Origin of the sequence: Pyxidicoccus trucidator, from assembly GCF_010894435.1 — a bacterium.
GTDB classification, from domain to species: domain Bacteria; phylum Myxococcota; class Myxococcia; order Myxococcales; family Myxococcaceae; genus Myxococcus; species Myxococcus trucidator.
On record NZ_JAAIXZ010000002.1, the window covers coordinates 1 to 15,457 of the forward strand.

General features: G+C 69.0%; 17 protein-coding genes. 2 read left to right on the plus strand and 15 right to left on the minus strand.

Annotation, left to right across the window (positions count from 1 at the left end):
• Positions 1–369 precede the first annotated feature (369 nt).
• Positions 370–1,008 carry a hypothetical protein gene (locus tag G4D85_RS06685; RefSeq protein WP_164009214.1) on the plus strand — a complete coding sequence of 213 codons (639 nt, stop codon included), beginning with the start codon at positions 370–372 and terminating at the stop codon, positions 1,006–1,008.
• On the opposite strand, the gene G4D85_RS06690 is transcribed toward G4D85_RS06685, so the two are convergent.
• The 5 genes from G4D85_RS06690 to G4D85_RS06710 form a co-directional block, all read right to left on the minus strand.
• Positions 1,005–1,976, minus strand: coding sequence for a hydrolase (locus G4D85_RS06690; RefSeq protein WP_164009216.1), 972 nt, complete (start codon positions 1,974–1,976; stop codon positions 1,005–1,007). The two genes, G4D85_RS06685 and G4D85_RS06690, sit on opposite strands and share 4 nt — an antisense overlap.
• Before the next feature lie 56 nt (positions 1,977–2,032).
• Positions 2,033–2,371 carry a YkgJ family cysteine cluster protein gene (locus tag G4D85_RS06695; RefSeq protein WP_164009218.1) on the minus strand — a complete coding sequence of 113 codons (339 nt, stop codon included), beginning with the start codon at positions 2,369–2,371 and terminating at the stop codon, positions 2,033–2,035.
• A 20-nt stretch (positions 2,372–2,391) separates the two neighbouring features.
• On the minus strand, positions 2,392–3,537 hold the full coding sequence (locus tag G4D85_RS06700; RefSeq protein ID WP_164009220.1) for a hypothetical protein: 1,146 nt from the start codon (positions 3,535–3,537) through the stop codon (positions 2,392–2,394).
• Between the two features lie 20 nt (positions 3,538–3,557).
• Positions 3,558–4,514 carry an N-acetyltransferase gene (locus G4D85_RS06705; RefSeq protein ID WP_164009222.1) on the minus strand — a complete coding sequence of 319 codons (957 nt, stop codon included), beginning with the start codon at positions 4,512–4,514 and terminating at the stop codon, positions 3,558–3,560.
• A gap of 76 nt (positions 4,515–4,590) precedes the next feature.
• Entirely contained in the window at positions 4,591–5,256 is a 666-nt protein-coding gene (locus G4D85_RS06710) for a hypothetical protein (protein ID WP_205525450.1), read from the minus strand.
• Between the two features lie 126 nt (positions 5,257–5,382).
• On the opposite strand from G4D85_RS06710, the gene G4D85_RS06715 reads away from it, so the two are divergent.
• Complete coding sequence (locus tag G4D85_RS06715; protein WP_164009224.1) at positions 5,383–6,384, plus strand: DUF481 domain-containing protein; 1,002 nt, start codon at positions 5,383–5,385, stop codon at positions 6,382–6,384.
• A 93-nt stretch (positions 6,385–6,477) separates the two neighbouring features.
• Here the strand turns inward: G4D85_RS06715 and G4D85_RS06720 are convergent, their stop codons facing one another.
• From G4D85_RS06720 to nrfD, 10 genes are read right to left on the minus strand one after another with little or no spacing between them, the layout of a single operon-like run.
• A complete protein-coding gene (locus tag G4D85_RS06720; RefSeq protein WP_164009226.1) occupies positions 6,478–6,927 on the minus strand; it encodes a cytochrome C oxidase subunit IV family protein in 450 nt (149 codons plus the stop codon).
• A gap of 14 nt (positions 6,928–6,941) precedes the next feature.
• Positions 6,942–7,610, minus strand: a complete 669-nt coding sequence (locus tag G4D85_RS06725) for a cytochrome c oxidase subunit 3 family protein (RefSeq protein WP_164009229.1) — start codon at positions 7,608–7,610, stop codon at positions 6,942–6,944.
• Positions 7,600–9,270 (minus strand): cytochrome c oxidase subunit I, encoded by a 1,671-nt coding sequence (locus G4D85_RS06730; protein WP_164009231.1) that lies wholly within the window; start codon positions 9,268–9,270, stop codon positions 7,600–7,602. Before G4D85_RS06730 ends, G4D85_RS06725 begins: the two co-directional genes overlap by 11 nt.
• The gene (coxB, locus tag G4D85_RS06735) at positions 9,254–10,300 is read right to left on the minus strand and encodes a cytochrome c oxidase subunit II (RefSeq protein WP_164009233.1); all 1,047 of its coding nucleotides are present in this window, start codon (positions 10,298–10,300) and stop codon (positions 9,254–9,256) included. Before coxB ends, G4D85_RS06730 begins: the two co-directional genes overlap by 17 nt.
• Positions 10,297–11,175, minus strand: coding sequence for an SCO family protein (locus tag G4D85_RS06740; protein ID WP_164009235.1), 879 nt, complete (start codon positions 11,173–11,175; stop codon positions 10,297–10,299). The genes coxB and G4D85_RS06740 overlap by 4 nt, the downstream gene beginning before the upstream one ends.
• Before the next feature lie 36 nt (positions 11,176–11,211).
• On the minus strand, positions 11,212–11,685 hold the full coding sequence (locus tag G4D85_RS06745) for a hypothetical protein (RefSeq protein WP_164009237.1): 474 nt from the start codon (positions 11,683–11,685) through the stop codon (positions 11,212–11,214).
• Entirely contained in the window at positions 11,682–12,914 is a 1,233-nt protein-coding gene (locus G4D85_RS06750) for a hypothetical protein (RefSeq protein ID WP_164009239.1), read from the minus strand. The genes G4D85_RS06745 and G4D85_RS06750 overlap by 4 nt, the downstream gene beginning before the upstream one ends.
• Positions 12,911–13,504, minus strand: coding sequence for a c-type cytochrome (locus G4D85_RS06755; protein ID WP_164009241.1), 594 nt, complete (start codon positions 13,502–13,504; stop codon positions 12,911–12,913). Before G4D85_RS06755 ends, G4D85_RS06750 begins: the two co-directional genes overlap by 4 nt.
• A complete protein-coding gene (locus G4D85_RS06760; RefSeq protein ID WP_164009243.1) occupies positions 13,501–14,046 on the minus strand; it encodes a DUF3341 domain-containing protein in 546 nt (181 codons plus the stop codon). Before G4D85_RS06760 ends, G4D85_RS06755 begins: the two co-directional genes overlap by 4 nt.
• A 4-nt stretch (positions 14,047–14,050) precedes the next feature.
• Positions 14,051–15,457, minus strand: coding sequence for an NrfD/PsrC family molybdoenzyme membrane anchor subunit (nrfD, locus tag G4D85_RS06765; RefSeq protein WP_164009245.1), 1,407 nt, complete (start codon positions 15,455–15,457; stop codon positions 14,051–14,053).

Sequence of the window (15,457 nt, forward strand, 5' to 3'; positions counted from 1 at the left end):
TGGAGGGGGAACGGATTCCGATGAGGTGGGGGCCTCTCGGAGTCCGGTCCACGTCGGATGGATGGGCGGCGGGTCGGGGTGGTCGGGCGGGGTGGGGCGGTGGACGGTTTCTGGCGAGGAGGGGGCTCCTCCCGGAGAGCGTCTTGGTCAGGGCGTGGGACGTCAGGCGGCTCCGGTGGGAGGCAGCTCCTCCCGGAGCGCGTCGCCGTCGGAGCGAGCAGGTGGGGGCAGTCAATGGTGGTGGGGTCTTCCCAGGCAGCGCGGTGTCAGGCCGGGAAGCGGTCCACCGGGGTGGAGCAGGTCGAAGTGGCAGTGGCGGCCCGGGGTGAGGTGCCGCGTTGGACGGTGGAGGGGAGTGGGAGGCGGTACATGGGGGCGGTGTCCGCGCTCACCGCGCTGGGGCTGGTGCTGACGGCGCAGGTGGCGATAGCGAGGGAAGTGGCGCCGGCGCCGAACACACCGCGCGCGACAGAGCTTCGACAGCGGGCGCAGGACCCGGAGCGGCTCGCGCCCTTCGGCCTGATGCTGGACGCGGGAGTGCCCGAGGGCGCGGGACTCTCGGTGTCCTTCCGGCCGAGGCGGGAAGTCCGCCTGCACCTGGGCGGCACGCACAACGGCATCCGTGCTGGCGCACGGGCGGGGCTCACGCTGCTGCCCACGCGCGGGTGGCTGAAGCCCGCGCTGACGCTGGAACTCGGCCATGCGCGCCCCGCGGACGCACGCGGGCTGGAGCGCAGGCTGGCGGACCGCACGCAGCTGCCCAGTCCTTCCTTCGAGCGCGTGGGTTACAACTACGCGAGCGCGCTGATGGGCTTCGAGGTGGAGATGCCCGGGCGGCTCACGTTCTTCGTCCGCGGCGGGCTCAGCTTCCTGGAGCTGTATGGCCCCGGGATGAAGGGCCTGGACGAGCCGTTCCAGGGCGCGCTGGCGCCCGAGGAGGCCCGGCCCTGGCGGGTGCGCAGCCTGCGCCCCAACGCGAAGCTCGGCTTCCTGCTGTCGTTCGGCTAGCGCATCACCGCGGCGAAGAACTCCAGCACCTGGGCCTCCGCCCAGAAGTGCGGCCGGTGCGCGCGGCCCGCGACGAAGCCCACGTGGCCGCCCCGCTCCGTGAGCACCACGCTCAGGTGCGGATTGTCCAGGGCGCCCGGGGGGATGACGGGAGCCTCCAGCATCGGGTCGTCCGCGGCGCTCAGCAGCAGCGTGGGCCGGCGGATGGCGTGCAGCCGGGGGCCGGACGACGCCTCCGCGTAGTAGTGCGTCGCATCGCGGAAGCCATGCAGCGCGGCGGTGACGGAATCGTCGAAGGCGCGGATGGTGCGCGCGGCCTCCATGGCCCGGCCGTCGAAGGAGCTGGGAAAGCGCTTCAGCTTCTCGCGCGCCTTCTGCTTCAGCGAGCGCAGGAAGCGCTCCCGGTACAGCAGGTGGAAGGGGCCGGGGCCGTCGAGTTTCCGGCAGCACGCGTCCAAATCATACGGCGCGCTGACGGAGGCTGCTGCGTCCACGGGCGCGGCCTCGCCCTGCTCCTCCAGCAGCCGGCACAGCACGTTGGCGCCCAGCGAGAAGCCCACGGCGAAGAGGGGGCCGGTGACGCGGGCGCGCACCTCGCTCAACACCCGCAGCGCGTCGTGGATGTCACCCGAGTGGTACGAGCGCGCCAGCCGGTTGGGCTCGCCGCTGCACGAGCGGAAGTTGAGCGCGCTGGCGCCCCAGCCGCGCTCGGCCGCGCCGCGGAGGATGGCGGTGATGTAGCCGGCCTGGGAGGAGCCCTCCAGGCCGTGCAGCGTCACCACGTGCGGCGCGCCGCGCGGGCCGTCGAAGGTGTCCACGTCGACGAAGTCCCCGTCGGGCAACTCGCGGCGCTCGCGGCGCACCGTGGGCGCGTGGGTGGGACGCGCGAGCGACGCGAAGATGGTCTGCGCGTGCTCGTTCGCCAGTCCGGGAGCGGGGGCGAAGGGCTGGGTGGGCTGGAATCGCACGGCCGGGGGGATAACGCCCACGGGCCGTGGGGACAAGAGACAACCCCGTGAGGTGTCTACTCGTCGCGACGGCCAGGCGGCGGACCGCCCGACGTACGCCCGGCGGCCAGGCGGCGGGCGCTGCGCATGGTGGGGCAGCCCTGCTCGCGGACCTCCCGGGCCTCGTCGGCCAGGCCGAAGAGGTCCAGGTACTTCCGCACGCGCTCGTCCAGCGTCGGGGCTTCGATGATGCGACACACCTCGTCCGCCGCGTAGGCGCGGCAGACGGCCGGCCGCTGCTCGTACACGCCACAGAGGTTGTCCTCGGTGAGGTGGGGGCAGCGCAGGCCCAGCGGCTTGTCCAGCGCGGCGATGTCCGGCGCTACGCAGCAGGCGCCACAGCGGGTGCACTCCATGGGCGGGGAACCTCGGTGAATCAACGTGGGACGACCTGCTCCACCTTCCCCAGATTCGTCACCGTGAGGTTGACGCCCTGGCCCTTCTTCCACGCCAGGAACTCCTGCTCGCGCTTCGGCTCCAGCACGTGCTCCTTCACCCCGTCGTCCTCGTAGCGGATGTTGACGGAGTACTGCTCCTCGCGGCGCAGGCGGTCCAGTCCCCCCACGGGCAGCGTCGGCCAGCGCGGCCGGTCATCGGTGCCGGAGGCCTCGCGCCGGTCCTGCGGCGCCCACTCGTAGGTGTCGTACGTGCACTGCTGCGCGTAGACGGGCTCGGTGCGGTAGCGCGTCTCGGTCTTGCAGTCCTCGTAGCTCTCGCTGCAGTACTTCGTCACGTCCTCGCACACCTCTTCCACGAAGCCGTTGCCCTTGTCCCTGCGGCGGCACTTCTCCTCCGTGCCGCAGGCCACCTTGCGCGTCTTGTTCCGGCACACCCGCTCCGTGCCGTCCGCCACCCGGCGCGTGCCGCGCTGGCGCGACACGCAGCCCCGGATGTTGGCCACGCCCGCCACCTCGCCGGCGCCGTTGACGGGCATGCGTGGCGCGGTGCCGTGCAGCTCGTCTCTCCATCCCGTCTTCTCCACCGGGAGGTAGCGCTCCTGCACCACGGCGCGCTTCCAGGCCGTGCCCGTCACCTCGCCGGGGTACTCGTGGGTGCTGCTGGCCCAGCAGCGGAACAGGCCCCCGCCGAAGCAGCAGGAGAAGAGCACGCCCAGCACCAGCCAGCGCTTCGTGCCCCCGGGCTTCTTCGGCTGCGCCACGGGCTGGGGCGGGGCCTCGGGGGAGGGCAGCTCCCGGCTCACGGCCGCCTTCGCGTCGGCCGTGCGCTCCGCGCTGCACTGCTTGCAGTGGGACGCGTCTCCCCGGTTGGCGGCGCCGCAGTACGCGCAGAACCAGTCCTCGCCCGCGGCGGCCAGCTCCAGCGTCTCGTCGTCGGCGACACCCTCGCGCAGGGACTTGCCGCTCTTCGCGTCCACCCCGCCGAAGTCGAACTCCGACTCCTTGCCCGTCACCTCGCGGGGGTTGTTGCAGTTGGGGCAGAGCTTGTGGCGCGCGGGAATGCCCTTCGTGTCACACGAGGTGCAGTTCCAGGTCCCTTCGATGATGCGGGTGCGCTTGGCCATGGCTTCATCCTATCCGGCGCTCACACCCAGAGCGCGCGAGGGAAGGGAATGGCCGGCGCCGGAGGCAGTCCCGGGCGCAGTGGCCGCACCATGGGCAGCGAGCCGTCCCTCGGCACGCGGGTGGCGCCGGGCACGCGCGCCACGCGCGGCGCGGTGTCGGGCTGTTCCCACACCACCACCTTCGCCAGCCCCGCGCGGTGCGCCACGGCGCCGGCCGTCTCCAGCAGCGTGGCCGCGTCCTCGTCGGAGCGCGCTTCCAGCATCAGCACCACCAGCTCGCCATGGCGGGCCATCATCGCCCACAGGGCGGTGGACTCGCCCACCACCGCGCCACAGGCCTCGGGCCGGGGCCGGCCCAGCAGCTCCGCGTAGATGCGCTCCCGCTCCAGGTGCCAGTCCACCTGCGCCGGGCTCGGCCACAGGTAGAAGGGCGCGTCCGGGCGCCGGAACCTCCCGAGCGCCTCCGCCACGTCCCCGTCCTTCAGCAGCGAGGCACCGGGGCGGGTGGACGCCGCCTCGCGGGCTGGCAGGTCCCAGTCCCAGGCGGGCACCTCCTCGTAGCCGGAGCGCCGGTAGAGGGACGCGCCCACGTCGGAGAAGAGGACGGCGGCGTGGCCCCGGGGCGAGGCGCGCTCCAGCTCGGTGGCGACGAGGTCCATCAGCCGCGTGGCATGGCCATGGCGGCGCAGGTGGTCCTCGGTGAAGACGCTGGCGATGGAGAAGCTGTCGCCGGGCGCGTACTGGCCATCCGGGCCGCGCAGGTGGCTGTCGTTGTGGAACGTCTCGCACGAGGCCAGCACGCTGCCGTCGTCCTCGCGCAGCAGCCACGTATTCATGCCCGCGGTGCACCAGGGGTGGGCGCGCAGCCGCAGCTCCCGCTGGTGGAACTGCTCCACCGTCAGCGGGGAGCCCCAGGCGGCGTGGGTGACGCGGTCTCTCTCGGCCTTCTGCGCTTCGGTGGCAAGGACCAGGTGCATGGCGGCGCAGGCTAGCCTCGCCGGCCTCCGCACGCAGCAGGCGGCCTGGCCGTCTGGAGGCCCTCCGCCGTCCAGCTCACAGCCGGGTGGTGTAGGGGAAGCGGAAGTGGAGCTGCAGGTAGGCCTGCCCCACGTGGAAGATGCCGTCGCGCAGTTGGTCTGGCAGCCCCAGCCCGCCCAGCTCCTGCGGCACGTAGAGGGCGGACTCCCAGCCCACGCTGACGAGGAAGCTCTTGGAGAACTGCAGCTCCAGGTCCACGCCCAGCTCCGCGCCGGGCCGCAGGAAGTGCGTGTCCGCCAGCGTGTCCGAGTGCAGGTACGCGTACGTCAGCAACAGCCCGCCCCCCACGGACAGGCGCACCGGACTGGACGACAGCGGCAGCCCCAGCCCCAGCGGCTTCCAGGTGACGCCGTACATGCCGGTGTCGCGCAGCTTGGGGGAGATGATGAGCGTGTCCGGGATGAAGATGGACGGCGAGAAGCGAATCTCGTCCAGGCGCTGCGCCTGCTTCCGGTAGCGCTTGGGGATGACGCGCTGGTTCTTCTTCAGCCACTCGCGGTCCAGCACCGCGTCCACCGAGATTTTCAGCCCGGTGTGGATGGGCTGGTCCTCGAAGACGGGCCCGAAGAAGAGGAGGGCGGTGGGGCCCACGCCCACGTCCACCGGGACGGTGACCCGCTGGGCGGCGGCCAGCGTGGGCAGCAGCAGGGCGGACAGCAGCAGGAGTCGGGCGGAGTTCACGGGCGCGGGCCTCCTCGGCACTTCGGGGCGCCGCGCGAATTAAGCACAGGGGGATTGAAGCACGGCCCCTCTTTGGAGCAGGAAGGGGGCTTTCATATCCGCCGACGCCGTAGAACAGGAGAACGGATGCTTTCCGCCGCGCTGTTGATTGCCACGTCCCTGCAGGCCCAGACGCCTGCCCCCACCCCCCCCGCGCCCCGGGCCGCGCCGGCCTCCGAGCCCGCTCCCGCCCCGGCGAGCCCCGAGGAGCGCGCCGCCGCCGCCGCCGAGCGCGCCGCCGCCGCCGCCGAGCGCGCCGCCGAGGCCAGCGCCCGCGCCGCCGAGGCCGCCGAGCGTGTCGCGACGGCCGCTGCTGCCCCGGCCGCTCCGGCCGCCGCCCCCGCGGACGCCGCCGCCGCCCCCGCCGAGAAGAAGGACGTGTGGGACGTCACCCTGGGCGCGGGACTCATCTCGATTACGGGCAACGCCTCCACCTTCACGTTCAGCGGCCTGGCCAGCGCGCAGCGCAAGACGGAGCACTGGATCTACGCCTTCAAGGCCTTCAGCTCCTACGGCCGCAGCCGCCCGCCCGAGATTGAGGGTGAGGAGTCCCTCTCCCAGGTGGTGGCGCTCTCCGCCGGCGCGGAGCTGCGCGGCGACCGCCGCTTCACCCAGGTGCTCAGCGGCTACGCGCAGGTTGGCGCGGAGACCGACCACGTGAAGAGCGTGGAGTCGCGCACCTTCGGTGAAGGCGGCCTCGGCGTGCTGTGGTGGGACGAGAAGTCTCCCGAGGGCCGGCAGTCCTACCTGCGCACGGACGCCGCCTTCCGGTACGCGTACGAGACGCGCTTCCAGTACTACCCGGAGCGGTTGAACCTGGAGAACGTGGACCTGGGCGGCCCCCGCTTCGGCGTGGTGTTCCGCTACGGCCTCAACGAGAACGTCCTCTTCAAGGAGGACGTGGAGGTGCTCATCAGCGTCATCGGCGACTCGCGCGTGCTGGTGAGCAGCCAGACACAGCTGTCCGTCGGCTTGACGGAGGCCCTGTCGCTGGGGGCCAGCTTCCTCGTGAAGTCCGACAGCGCGCCGCCCGCCGGCAAGGTGTCCACCGACACCGCGCTGGCCCTCAACCTCGAGGTGAAGCTGTAGCCGAAGCAGTAGCCCGCAAAAGCAACGCGGCGCCGGGGAAACTCCCTCGGCGCCGCGTGTGGGGTGGGGCGTGGGCCCCAGCTCCGGAGCCGGTCAGTGGCCTCCGGCTCCCGTCTCTTCCTTCGTGTCGCTCTTGTTCATGCCGCCGAAGCGGCCCTGCTGCGCGTTGGCACCGATGTCCACCGCCTGCAGGTCGCTGTACTGCGAGCCCGGCGGGTTGGAGCCGCGGAAGCGCGTCCCCAAATCCAGCAGGGGAATGGCCAGCATCAGCATCACGAAGACGATGGAGACGCCGAACACCAGCCGGTTGGCGCCGCGGTGGTCGATGAGGTGCATGAAGTACAGCGTCACGAGCGTGCCCTTCACCGTGGCGATGACGAGCGCGAGCACCAGGCCGAAGCTGGGCAGGTGCATGCGGCCGGTGATGACGGTGACGAGAGTCAGCACGAGCAGCACGCCCCAGATGAGCCAGTAGCGCCCAGCGCCGTGGTGCTCCTCGCTCATGTTGTGCTCTTCCTGACGGGATTCGTTGGCAATGGCCATGGTCGGGGAGCCCTTCAGACGAGGTACAGCATCGGGAAGAGGAAGATCCACACCAGGTCGACGAGGTGCCAGTACATGCTGCCCAGCTCGACCATGGTGTAGTTGTTGGGGCCGAAGTCCGCCTTGCGCCAGGCGCGAACCATGGCGAAGGTCAGCACAATCATGCCGATGATGACGTGGAGGCCGTGCAGGGCCGTCGAGCAGAAGTACACCGTGAAGTACATCGGTGCGCCCGGCAGCTGGATGCCCTCGTAGAAGTAGAACCGGCCCGGCAGCGTGCCGACGTGGAACTTGTGCGAGTACTCGAAGTACTTGATGACGAGGAAGCCCACCGCCATCAGCAGCGTGAGGGCAATCTGCACCACCACCATCTTGTTCTTCCCCTCCTTCGCGTAGTGCACCGCGAGCGCCGCGGTGAGCGAGGAGGTGATGAGGACGATGGTGTTCACCGTGCCCATCGTCAGGTCCAGGCTCCGGCTGCTGGCCGCCCACGCCTCCGGGAAGAGGAAGCGGTAGACGCCGTAGCAAACGAAGAGGCCGGCGAAGAGCAGGATTTCCGTCGCCAGGAACAGCCACATGCCCAGGCGGGCCGCGTGGTTCTGCACCTCGAGCGACGCGAAGTGCATGGCGAGCCGGGGGACGGGGGCCACCGTCCCATCGGCCGTGGAGACACTAGACTGCATCGGGCACCTCGGCCTTCTTCGGATCCACGTAGAAGTGGGGCTCCTCGGGGTAGGTCGGCTGCGGACCCACGAAGTTGTGGGTCGGCGGCGGGGACTCGGTCAGCCACTCGTAGCCCTTGCTGCGCCACGGATTCTTCCCGGACGCCCGTCCGTACAGCAGCGCGTACGTCAGGTACATGGCGATGATGACGAAGCCGAACGCCAGCAGCGACGCGCCCGCCGTGGAGGCCACGTTGAGCGCCTGGAAGCGCTCCGGGTACTCGTAGTAGCGGCGCGGCATGCCGTTGTTGCCCACCAGGAACTGGGGGATGAACGTGGCGTTGAACCCGAGGATGATGAGCGCCGCGGACACCAGGCCCCAGCCCTCGTGGTACGTGCGCCCGAACATCTTCGGGAACCAGTAGTGGAGCGCCGCCAGGAACGCCATGATGGTCGCTCCCACCATGATGAAGTGGAAGTGCGCCACCACGAAGTAGGTGTCGTGCCAGGGGACGTCCAGCGACACCGTGCCCAGCGCAATGCCCGTCATGCCGCCGAACACCGTGAAGAACAGGAAGCCGCAGAAGTAGGCGAAGGGCGTCTTGAAGTCGACGGCGCCCTTGTAGACGGTGCCCACCCAGTTGAAGACCTTGATGGCGGTGAACACGCCCACCAGCATCGTCAGCACGCCGAACAGACCCCCGACGAAGGTGGACTGGCCGGACACGAACATGTGGTGGCCCCAGGCGAAGAAGCCCACGAAGGCGATGCCGAGGCTGGAGTACGCCACCGCGCGGTAGCCGAAGATGTTCTTCCGGCTGAAGGCGGCGACGACTTCGGACATCACGCCGAAGGCGGGCAGCACCATGATGTACACGGCCGGGTGGCTGTAGAACCAGAACAGGTGCTGGAAGAGCACCGGGTCACCACCGCGCGCCGGGTCGAACATGCCGAACCCGAACAGGTTCTCCACCGTGACGAGCACCAGCAGCAGGCCAATCACTGGCGTGGCCAGCACCTGGATGCAGCTCGTCGCGTAGATGGCCCACACGAACAGGGGCATCTTGAACCAGGTGATGCCCGGCGCCCGCATGGTGTGCGTGGTGACGATGAAGTTGATGCCCGTGACGATGGAGCTGAAGCCGATGATGAAGGCGCCGAACAGCACGGGCGCCACCGTCGTCGTCGTGTGCGTGCTGTAGGGCGCGTAGAACGTCCAGCCGGTGTCCAGGCCGCCGTTGAGCATGCCCCACAGCGCCAGCATCGCGCCGGCCAGGTAGATGTAGAGCGACAGCAGGTTCAGCCGCGGGAAGGCCACGTCCTTGGCGCCCAGCATCAGCGGCAGCATGAAGTTGCCGAAGACGGCCGGAATCGCCGGAATCATGAACAGGAAGATCATGACCAGGCCGTGGAGCGTGAACGTACGGTTGTACGTCATCGCGTCCATGATGGTCGGGCCCGGCGTCAGCAGCTCCACCCGGATGAGCAGCGCGAAGATGCCGCCGACCAGGAAGAACAGCAGGACCCAGAACAGGAACATCAACCCGATGCGCTTGTGGTCAACGGTCAGCAGCCACGACTTGATGGTGGTGCCGTCGACCAGGTAGTTCGGGTGGTGGTCGTGGTGCTCGTCGTGCGCGGGAGCCGCGCCCGGGGAGGCGATGCTACTGGATGGCGTCATAGGCGGGTCCCTCGGAGGCGCCCTCGCGAATGTTCGCGGTGCGCAGCGACTTGATGTACTCGACGATGGCGGCCGTCTCCGGACCCTGCAGCTTGCCCTGGTAGGTCGGCATCACGTTCTGGTAGCCCGCCACCAGGTGGGCCCCGGGGTCCATCATCGACTGGGTGATGTAGGCCTCGTCCACGCGGATGTCCTTCCCGTCATCGAGCCGCTCCAGACGGTCGAACATGCCGAGGAACGTGGGGCCGATGTGCTGCGAGCCGTCCACGGAGTGGCACTTCAGGCAGCCCTGGGTGCCCGCGAGCACCTGCCCCTGCTCCACCATGCGGGCCACCGGCGGCACCAGCGAGGTGTCCGCCAGCGCGTCCTGCCGGTCCTGCAGGCGGCCTCGGCGCTGCTCCTTGATCCACACGTCGTACTCCTCCGCGGGGAGGACTACGACTTCGGCCAGCATCTTCGAGTGCGACAGGCCGCAGTACTCGGTGCACAGCACCTGGTACGTGCCCGGCTTGGTCGCCTCGAACCAGATCTGCGTGTAGCGACCTGGCAGCGCGTCCTGCTTGATGCGGAACGACGGCACGTAGAAGGAGTGCAGCACGTCGCGGGACGTAATCAGCAGGCGCACCGGACGGTTGGCCGGGACGTGAAGGACATTCACGCCGTTGGGGCCCTCCGGGTACGCGAACTTCCACATCCACTGCTTGCCCATGACGTAGACGTCCATCGCGTCCTTGGGCGGAGTGGTGACCCAGGTGAAGTCCCGGAACCCGATGCCGAACCAGGCCAGGAAGAACACCAGCGGTACGGAGACGAAGAGGAACTCCGTCTTGAGGGTGGGGACGACGTACTCCGTCGCCTGGGCCGGCAACCGGCGACGGTACCGGAAGAACATGAACAGGGCCGCCAGGCCGACGCCCGCCGACATCACCATCGTCGTACCCACGACGAAGTAATGAAGCGCGTCGACCCGCTCCGCGAACGTGGACGCGGCCTCCGGGAGGAACAGGATGTTGTTGAGAAGCTCGCTCATGCCGCCGCGCCTTTCTTCAGCTCGCGCCTCCAAAAATAGATCAGCATCGTCGCCAGGGCGCAGAACACAGCCATGCCGCCCAGGCGAATGAACCCGAAGATGTAGAACCCATACCGCCGGCTGGCGGTGTCATACTTGAAGCAGGACATGACGACGCGGTCGAAGCTGGTACCCACGCGGCCACCGGCCGCCTCCAACAACGCCAGCTTCATGTCCTTGGAAGGAAAGCTCGTCCCATAGAGGTACCGGGAGATGCTCCCCTCCGGGGTGATGACCTGCACCACCGCGGGGTGGGCGTACTGCTTGGTGCTCGCGTCGTACGTGTACTTGAAGCCCACTGCGTCCGCGAGTCGCCGGACGTTGGCGTCCGTGCCGGTGAGGAAGTGCCAGGGCGCGCGCTCCGGCTTGCCCATGGACTGGAGGTGACGCCGGCGGCGGTCCAGACTCTGCGTCGGGGTGTCCTCCGGGTCGATGCTGACCGTCACCGCCTCGTAGTCGGTGCCCAGCTCCAGCCCCAGCTCCCGCATGGCCTGCACCTGGCCATTGATGACCAGGTTACAGAGCATGGGGCAGTTGTAATAGACGAGCGTCAGCAGGGTGGGCTTCGTCTTGGACAGCAGCTCCCCCAGCTTCACCTCGCGGCCCTCCACGTCCGTGAAGCGCGCGTCCAGGGGGAGCGGGTCCCCCAGGTGCTCCTCCACGTCCACGCCCTTCACCTGGGGAGGCAGGTCCTGCTGGGCCTCGATGATGGCCCGGGGCGTCTTGCCGGCACCGGGCATGGCGGCCGCGGGCAGCGCGGTGCCGAGCACCAGCGCCGCCGCGAGGAGGCCCACGCGGGTGACACGTGGGAGGAGGTGGGAGAGGGCGGGCTTCATTGCAGGACGGCTCTTACGCGAGGGGGACGGCGGATGCTACTGCCGAGGTGACGCAGGGGTCCCCGGCGCGGGGGCCTCCGGCGGGGCGGGTGGCGGAGGGGTCGGAGGCGGGTTGCGGGCCTCGTTGATGACCCGGTCCATGGCCTCGTTGAGGTTGGGGTGGGCCTTCACGCCGGGCTGGTCGCCCCAGCCGGCGCCGAGCGCCTGCTGCTGGCCGCCAATCTTGTCCACCGCGTGCCAGTCCTGCTCGAACAGGCGCTGGTTGACGATGCCCACCTCGTACTGGCCCATGGCGGCGGGCCGGGGCGAGGCCACCATGTCCTCGCCGAGGATGTCCTGCATCGTCCGGACCTGGATGCGCCAGGCCCAGAGGATGCCCACCAGGAAGATGATGAGCGAGCCGACACCGATGCCCACCACCTTGCCCATGACGAGGTGGTCTTCCTCGGCCGCCACTCCGTGCGCGCCGACGATGACGCGCGACTCGAGCTCCGACTGGGTCTTCTTCATGGCTGCACGTACCTCAGGGACTCGGCGATGTAGGGGTCCTTCACCGGGAGCGTGAAGCGGTTGCGCGCCTGCATGAGGGCGAAGCCCACGGAGATGCCGCCCACGCCCAGGAACGCCGTCAGCAGCGTCCAGTGGAACGTCGGGCCGGCCGCGCCCGTCAGCGCGGGCCAGATGAGCCAGTACAGGTCCACCGCGTGGATGGCCAGGATGTACACGGCCACCACCGCCAGCTTGCGCGGCTGCAGCTTCAGGTTGCGCGACAGCAGCACGAAGAAGGGCAGCACGAAGTGCCCGAAGAACAGGGCGATGGACATCGGGCGCCACGGGCCGAAGATGCGCAGGCCGTACCAGGGCGCCTCTTCAGGGATGTTGGCAATCCACACCAGCATGAACTGGGAGAAGGCGATGTAGGCCCAGAACGCGACGAAGGCGAGCATCAGCTTGCCCAGGTTGTGGAAGTGGTCCAGCTTCACGACGTTGCCGAAGAGGTTGGCACCCTGGGCGTTGACGGCGACGATGGTCAGCACGCAGAAGGCCGCCAGGAAGCTTCCGGCGAAGTAATAGACGCCGAAGATGGTGGACTGCCAGAGCGGCGTGAGGCTCATCATCCAGTCGAAAGAAGCGAAGGTGATGGTGAGGGCAAGGAAGGGCAGCGCGCCTGGAGAGAAGAAGCGCTGCTTCGCCGTGAGCTCCAGCTCGCCCGTCTCGTCCTGCTTGAGGCTCCACGAGCGCAGGCGCCAGGACACGAAGGCCCACACGCCGAAGTAGATGGCCTGGCGGAAGTAGAAGAACGTGGGGTTCAGGTAGCCGTGCTGCTTGTGCGCCAGGTGCTCGGCCTCGAGCCCGGTGATGTGGGCCGCCAGCGGCGAGCCCGGCCACCACGGGTACAGGTGCTTCACCATGGCCAGCAGCGGCAGGAACAGCAGGATGAAGATGGGCACCGAGGCGGCGGACGTCTCCATGGTGCGGCGCAGGACGATGAGCCACTTCGCCTTGGCCGTGTGGAAGATGGCCACCATGATGAGGAAGGCGACGCTGATGCCCAGCCAGTAGGTGAAGGCGATGAGGTAGCTGTGGGCGGCCTCGCCCTTGGCGTCGGTGGCGAAGTAGCCGGCCAGGGTGGCCAGCACGCCCAGCGCGCCCAGGCCGAACGCGGGCACCATCAGCTTCGGGGTGGCGGTGTAGCGCGCGTAGTCCGAGGCGCGCGCGGTGGTGACGGGGGGACTCATCGGTTCTCCTGCGGAACGGGCTGCTGCCCGTCCGTGCGCGTGTTGCGGGCCGCCTGCAGGGCGCGCACGTAGGCGACGACGGCCCAGCGCTCGCGCACGTCGAGCTCACCCGCGAAGGACGGCATCACGCCGTAGCCCTCGTTGATGGCGGCATAGAAGTGACCGGCCGGCTTGCCCTCGAGCTCCAGCAGCGACGGCGGCAGGCGCAGGGACATGTTCTCCGCGACGACGCTGTTGCCGTCGCCGATGACGCCGTGGCACTGCGAGCAGACGATGTTGTACTTCTTCTGGCCCAGGGCCAGCAGCTGGCGGTCCACCTGGACGGGGATGTTGCCCAGGGGCTGGCCATTGGAGCGGCCCGTGAGGGCGGACATCCGCTGCACGGGGTCCTTGAGCTCCGGGAGCTTGTCGAAGCGCTCACGCGGCACGGTGCCCGCGGGGGGCGTGCGCATGGCGCGACCGTCCGCCCAGAAGTCAGACGCCTCGTAGTACTCGTACTTGGACTGGTCCTCCATGCGCTGGAGGAACTCGGAGGGGACGTCGCAGCCCGTGAGGGCGACGAGCCCGGCGGCGGGGATGAGCCACCTCATTCCTTCTCTCCCGTGACGAGGGTCACCTGGGTGGCGCCCAGGGCCTTGAGCTGATCCATGACGGCGGTGGCGTCCTGTCCCGTCGCCTGCGGCACGCTCAGCCAGTAGCCGTGCGTGGACGCGCTGCGGAAGGCATCGGACTCGAAGACGGGATGGTACGGCTGCGGCAGCCGGCTGAGCCCCAGCAGGCCGAAGAAGATGCCGAACGCGGCGAAGAGCACGCTCAGCTCGAAGGTAATCGGCACCCACGCCGGCAGCGACAGCAGCGGACGACCGCCGATGTTGAGCGGGTAGTCGTAGGTGTTCATCCACGTCTGCATGGCGAGCGCCGTCACCAGGCCGGTGAGGCCGCCGCCCAGCGCGATGAAGGGCACGCGCGAGGGGGGCAGACCCAGGGCCTCGGAGCCGCCGTGCAGCGGGTACGGGGAGTAGGTGTCCATCCCCTCGAAGCCCTTCTCCCGCATCTGGCGGGTGGCGGCCACGAGGGAGTCTGGCGTCGCGAACTCGGCCAGGACCCAGGAATAGAGGACTGTGGCTTCCATGGCTCTAGTGCGCTCCGTGCGTGTCGTGGTGCTGGGCGGCGTGCTTGAGCTCCAGCTGCAGCTCCTTCACCTCGCTCACGGCGACCGCGGGCACGAACTTGAGGAAGAGGAGGAACAGGGTGCCGAACAGGCCCAGGGTGCCGATGTAGATGCACCAGTCCACCCAGGTCGGCGCGTAGATACCCCACGACGACGGGAGGAAGTCCTGGCTCAGCGAGGTGACGATGATGATGAACCGCTCGCACCACATGCCGATGTTCACCATGATGGAGGCCACCCACATGATGGCGATGCTCCGGCGGCACTTCTCGAACCAGAAGATGTTCGGGGTGATGACGTTGCAGGCAATCATCAGCCAGTACACCCCGGCGTAGGGGCCGGTGGCGCGATTCACGTAGAAGGTCCAGAACTCGTACTGGTTCTGCGAGTACCAGGCGATGAAGTGCTCCATCAGGTACCCGTAGGACACGATGAGGCCCGTCGCGAGGATGACCTTGTTCATGTTCTCCAGGTGCCGGTCCGTGATGACGTCGCGGAGACCCAGGTACTTGCGAGCGGGGACGATGAGCGTAATCACCATCGCGAAGCCGCTGAACACGGCGCCGGCCACGAAGTAGGGCGGGAAGATGGTGGCGTGCCAGCCGGGCAGCAGCGACACGGCGAAGTCGAAGGAAACGATGGTGTGCACCGAGACGACCAGCGGCGTGGAGAGGCCGGCCAGCAGCAGGTACGCAATCTTGTAGTTGTGCCAGTGCCGCCCGGAGCCGCGCCAGCCGAGGGCGAACAGGCCGTAGATGACCCGCTGCGCCTTCGTCTTGGACGAGTCACGCAGGGCCGCCAGGTCGGGGATGAGGCCCACGAACCAGAACAGCGCGGACACCGTGAGGTACGTGGAGATGGCGAACACGTCCCACACCAGCGGCGAGCGGAACTGCGGCCACGCGCCCAGGGTGGAGGGGTACGGGAACAGCCAGAAGGCGAACCAGGGACGGCCGGTGTGGAGCAGCGGGAAGAGACCCGCGCACATGACGGCGAACAGCGTCATGGCTTCCGCGAAGCGGTTGATGCTCGTGCGCCACTTCTGCTGGAAGAGCAGGAGGATGGCGGAGATGAGCGTACCGGCGTGGCCGATACCGACCCACCAGACGAAGTTGATGATGTCGAAGGCCCAGCCGACGGGCTGGTTGTTACCCCACACGCCGATGCCGCGAGCCAGCGTGTAGGTGACGCCGATGACGAGCAGGCCCAGGGCGCTGAGCGTCAGGCCGAAGAGCATGAACCAGCCCTTGCCCGGCTTGCGCCAGACATGGTCCAGCAGCGTCTCGTTGAGCGACGCGTCGTCGTGGTGCGGCGCGACGAGGTGCCGCGGCTCGAGCGGGTCGAGCCCAGCGGTGATAGCAGTCTCTGCCAT

Coding starts and splice junctions, on each gene's coding strand:
- G4D85_RS06685 (WP_164009214.1), top strand. CDS start 370: ATGGGGGCGGTGTCCGCGCTCACCGCGCTGGGGCTGGTGCTGACGGCG.
- G4D85_RS06695 (WP_164009218.1), bottom strand. CDS start 2,371: ATGGAGTGCACCCGCTGTGGCGCCTGCTGCGTAGCGCCGGACATCGCC.
- G4D85_RS06700 (WP_164009220.1), bottom strand. CDS start 3,537: ATGGCCAAGCGCACCCGCATCATCGAAGGGACCTGGAACTGCACCTCG.
- G4D85_RS06705 (WP_164009222.1), bottom strand. CDS start 4,514: ATGCACCTGGTCCTTGCCACCGAAGCGCAGAAGGCCGAGAGAGACCGC.
- G4D85_RS06715 (WP_164009224.1), top strand. CDS start 5,383: ATGCTTTCCGCCGCGCTGTTGATTGCCACGTCCCTGCAGGCCCAGACG.
- G4D85_RS06720 (WP_164009226.1), bottom strand. CDS start 6,927: ATGGCCATTGCCAACGAATCCCGTCAGGAAGAGCACAACATGAGCGAG.
- G4D85_RS06725 (WP_164009229.1), bottom strand. CDS start 7,610: ATGCAGTCTAGTGTCTCCACGGCCGATGGGACGGTGGCCCCCGTCCCC.
- G4D85_RS06730 (WP_164009231.1), bottom strand. CDS start 9,270: ATGACGCCATCCAGTAGCATCGCCTCCCCGGGCGCGGCTCCCGCGCAC.
- coxB (WP_164009233.1), bottom strand. CDS start 10,300: ATGAGCGAGCTTCTCAACAACATCCTGTTCCTCCCGGAGGCCGCGTCC.
- G4D85_RS06740 (WP_164009235.1), bottom strand. CDS start 11,175: ATGAAGCCCGCCCTCTCCCACCTCCTCCCACGTGTCACCCGCGTGGGC.
- G4D85_RS06745 (WP_164009237.1), bottom strand. CDS start 11,685: ATGAAGAAGACCCAGTCGGAGCTCGAGTCGCGCGTCATCGTCGGCGCG.
- G4D85_RS06750 (WP_164009239.1), bottom strand. CDS start 12,914: ATGAGTCCCCCCGTCACCACCGCGCGCGCCTCGGACTACGCGCGCTAC.
- G4D85_RS06755 (WP_164009241.1), bottom strand. CDS start 13,504: ATGAGGTGGCTCATCCCCGCCGCCGGGCTCGTCGCCCTCACGGGCTGC.
- G4D85_RS06760 (WP_164009243.1), bottom strand. CDS start 14,046: ATGGAAGCCACAGTCCTCTATTCCTGGGTCCTGGCCGAGTTCGCGACG.
- nrfD (WP_164009245.1), bottom strand. CDS start 15,457: ATGGCAGAGACTGCTATCACCGCTGGGCTCGACCCGCTCGAGCCGCGG.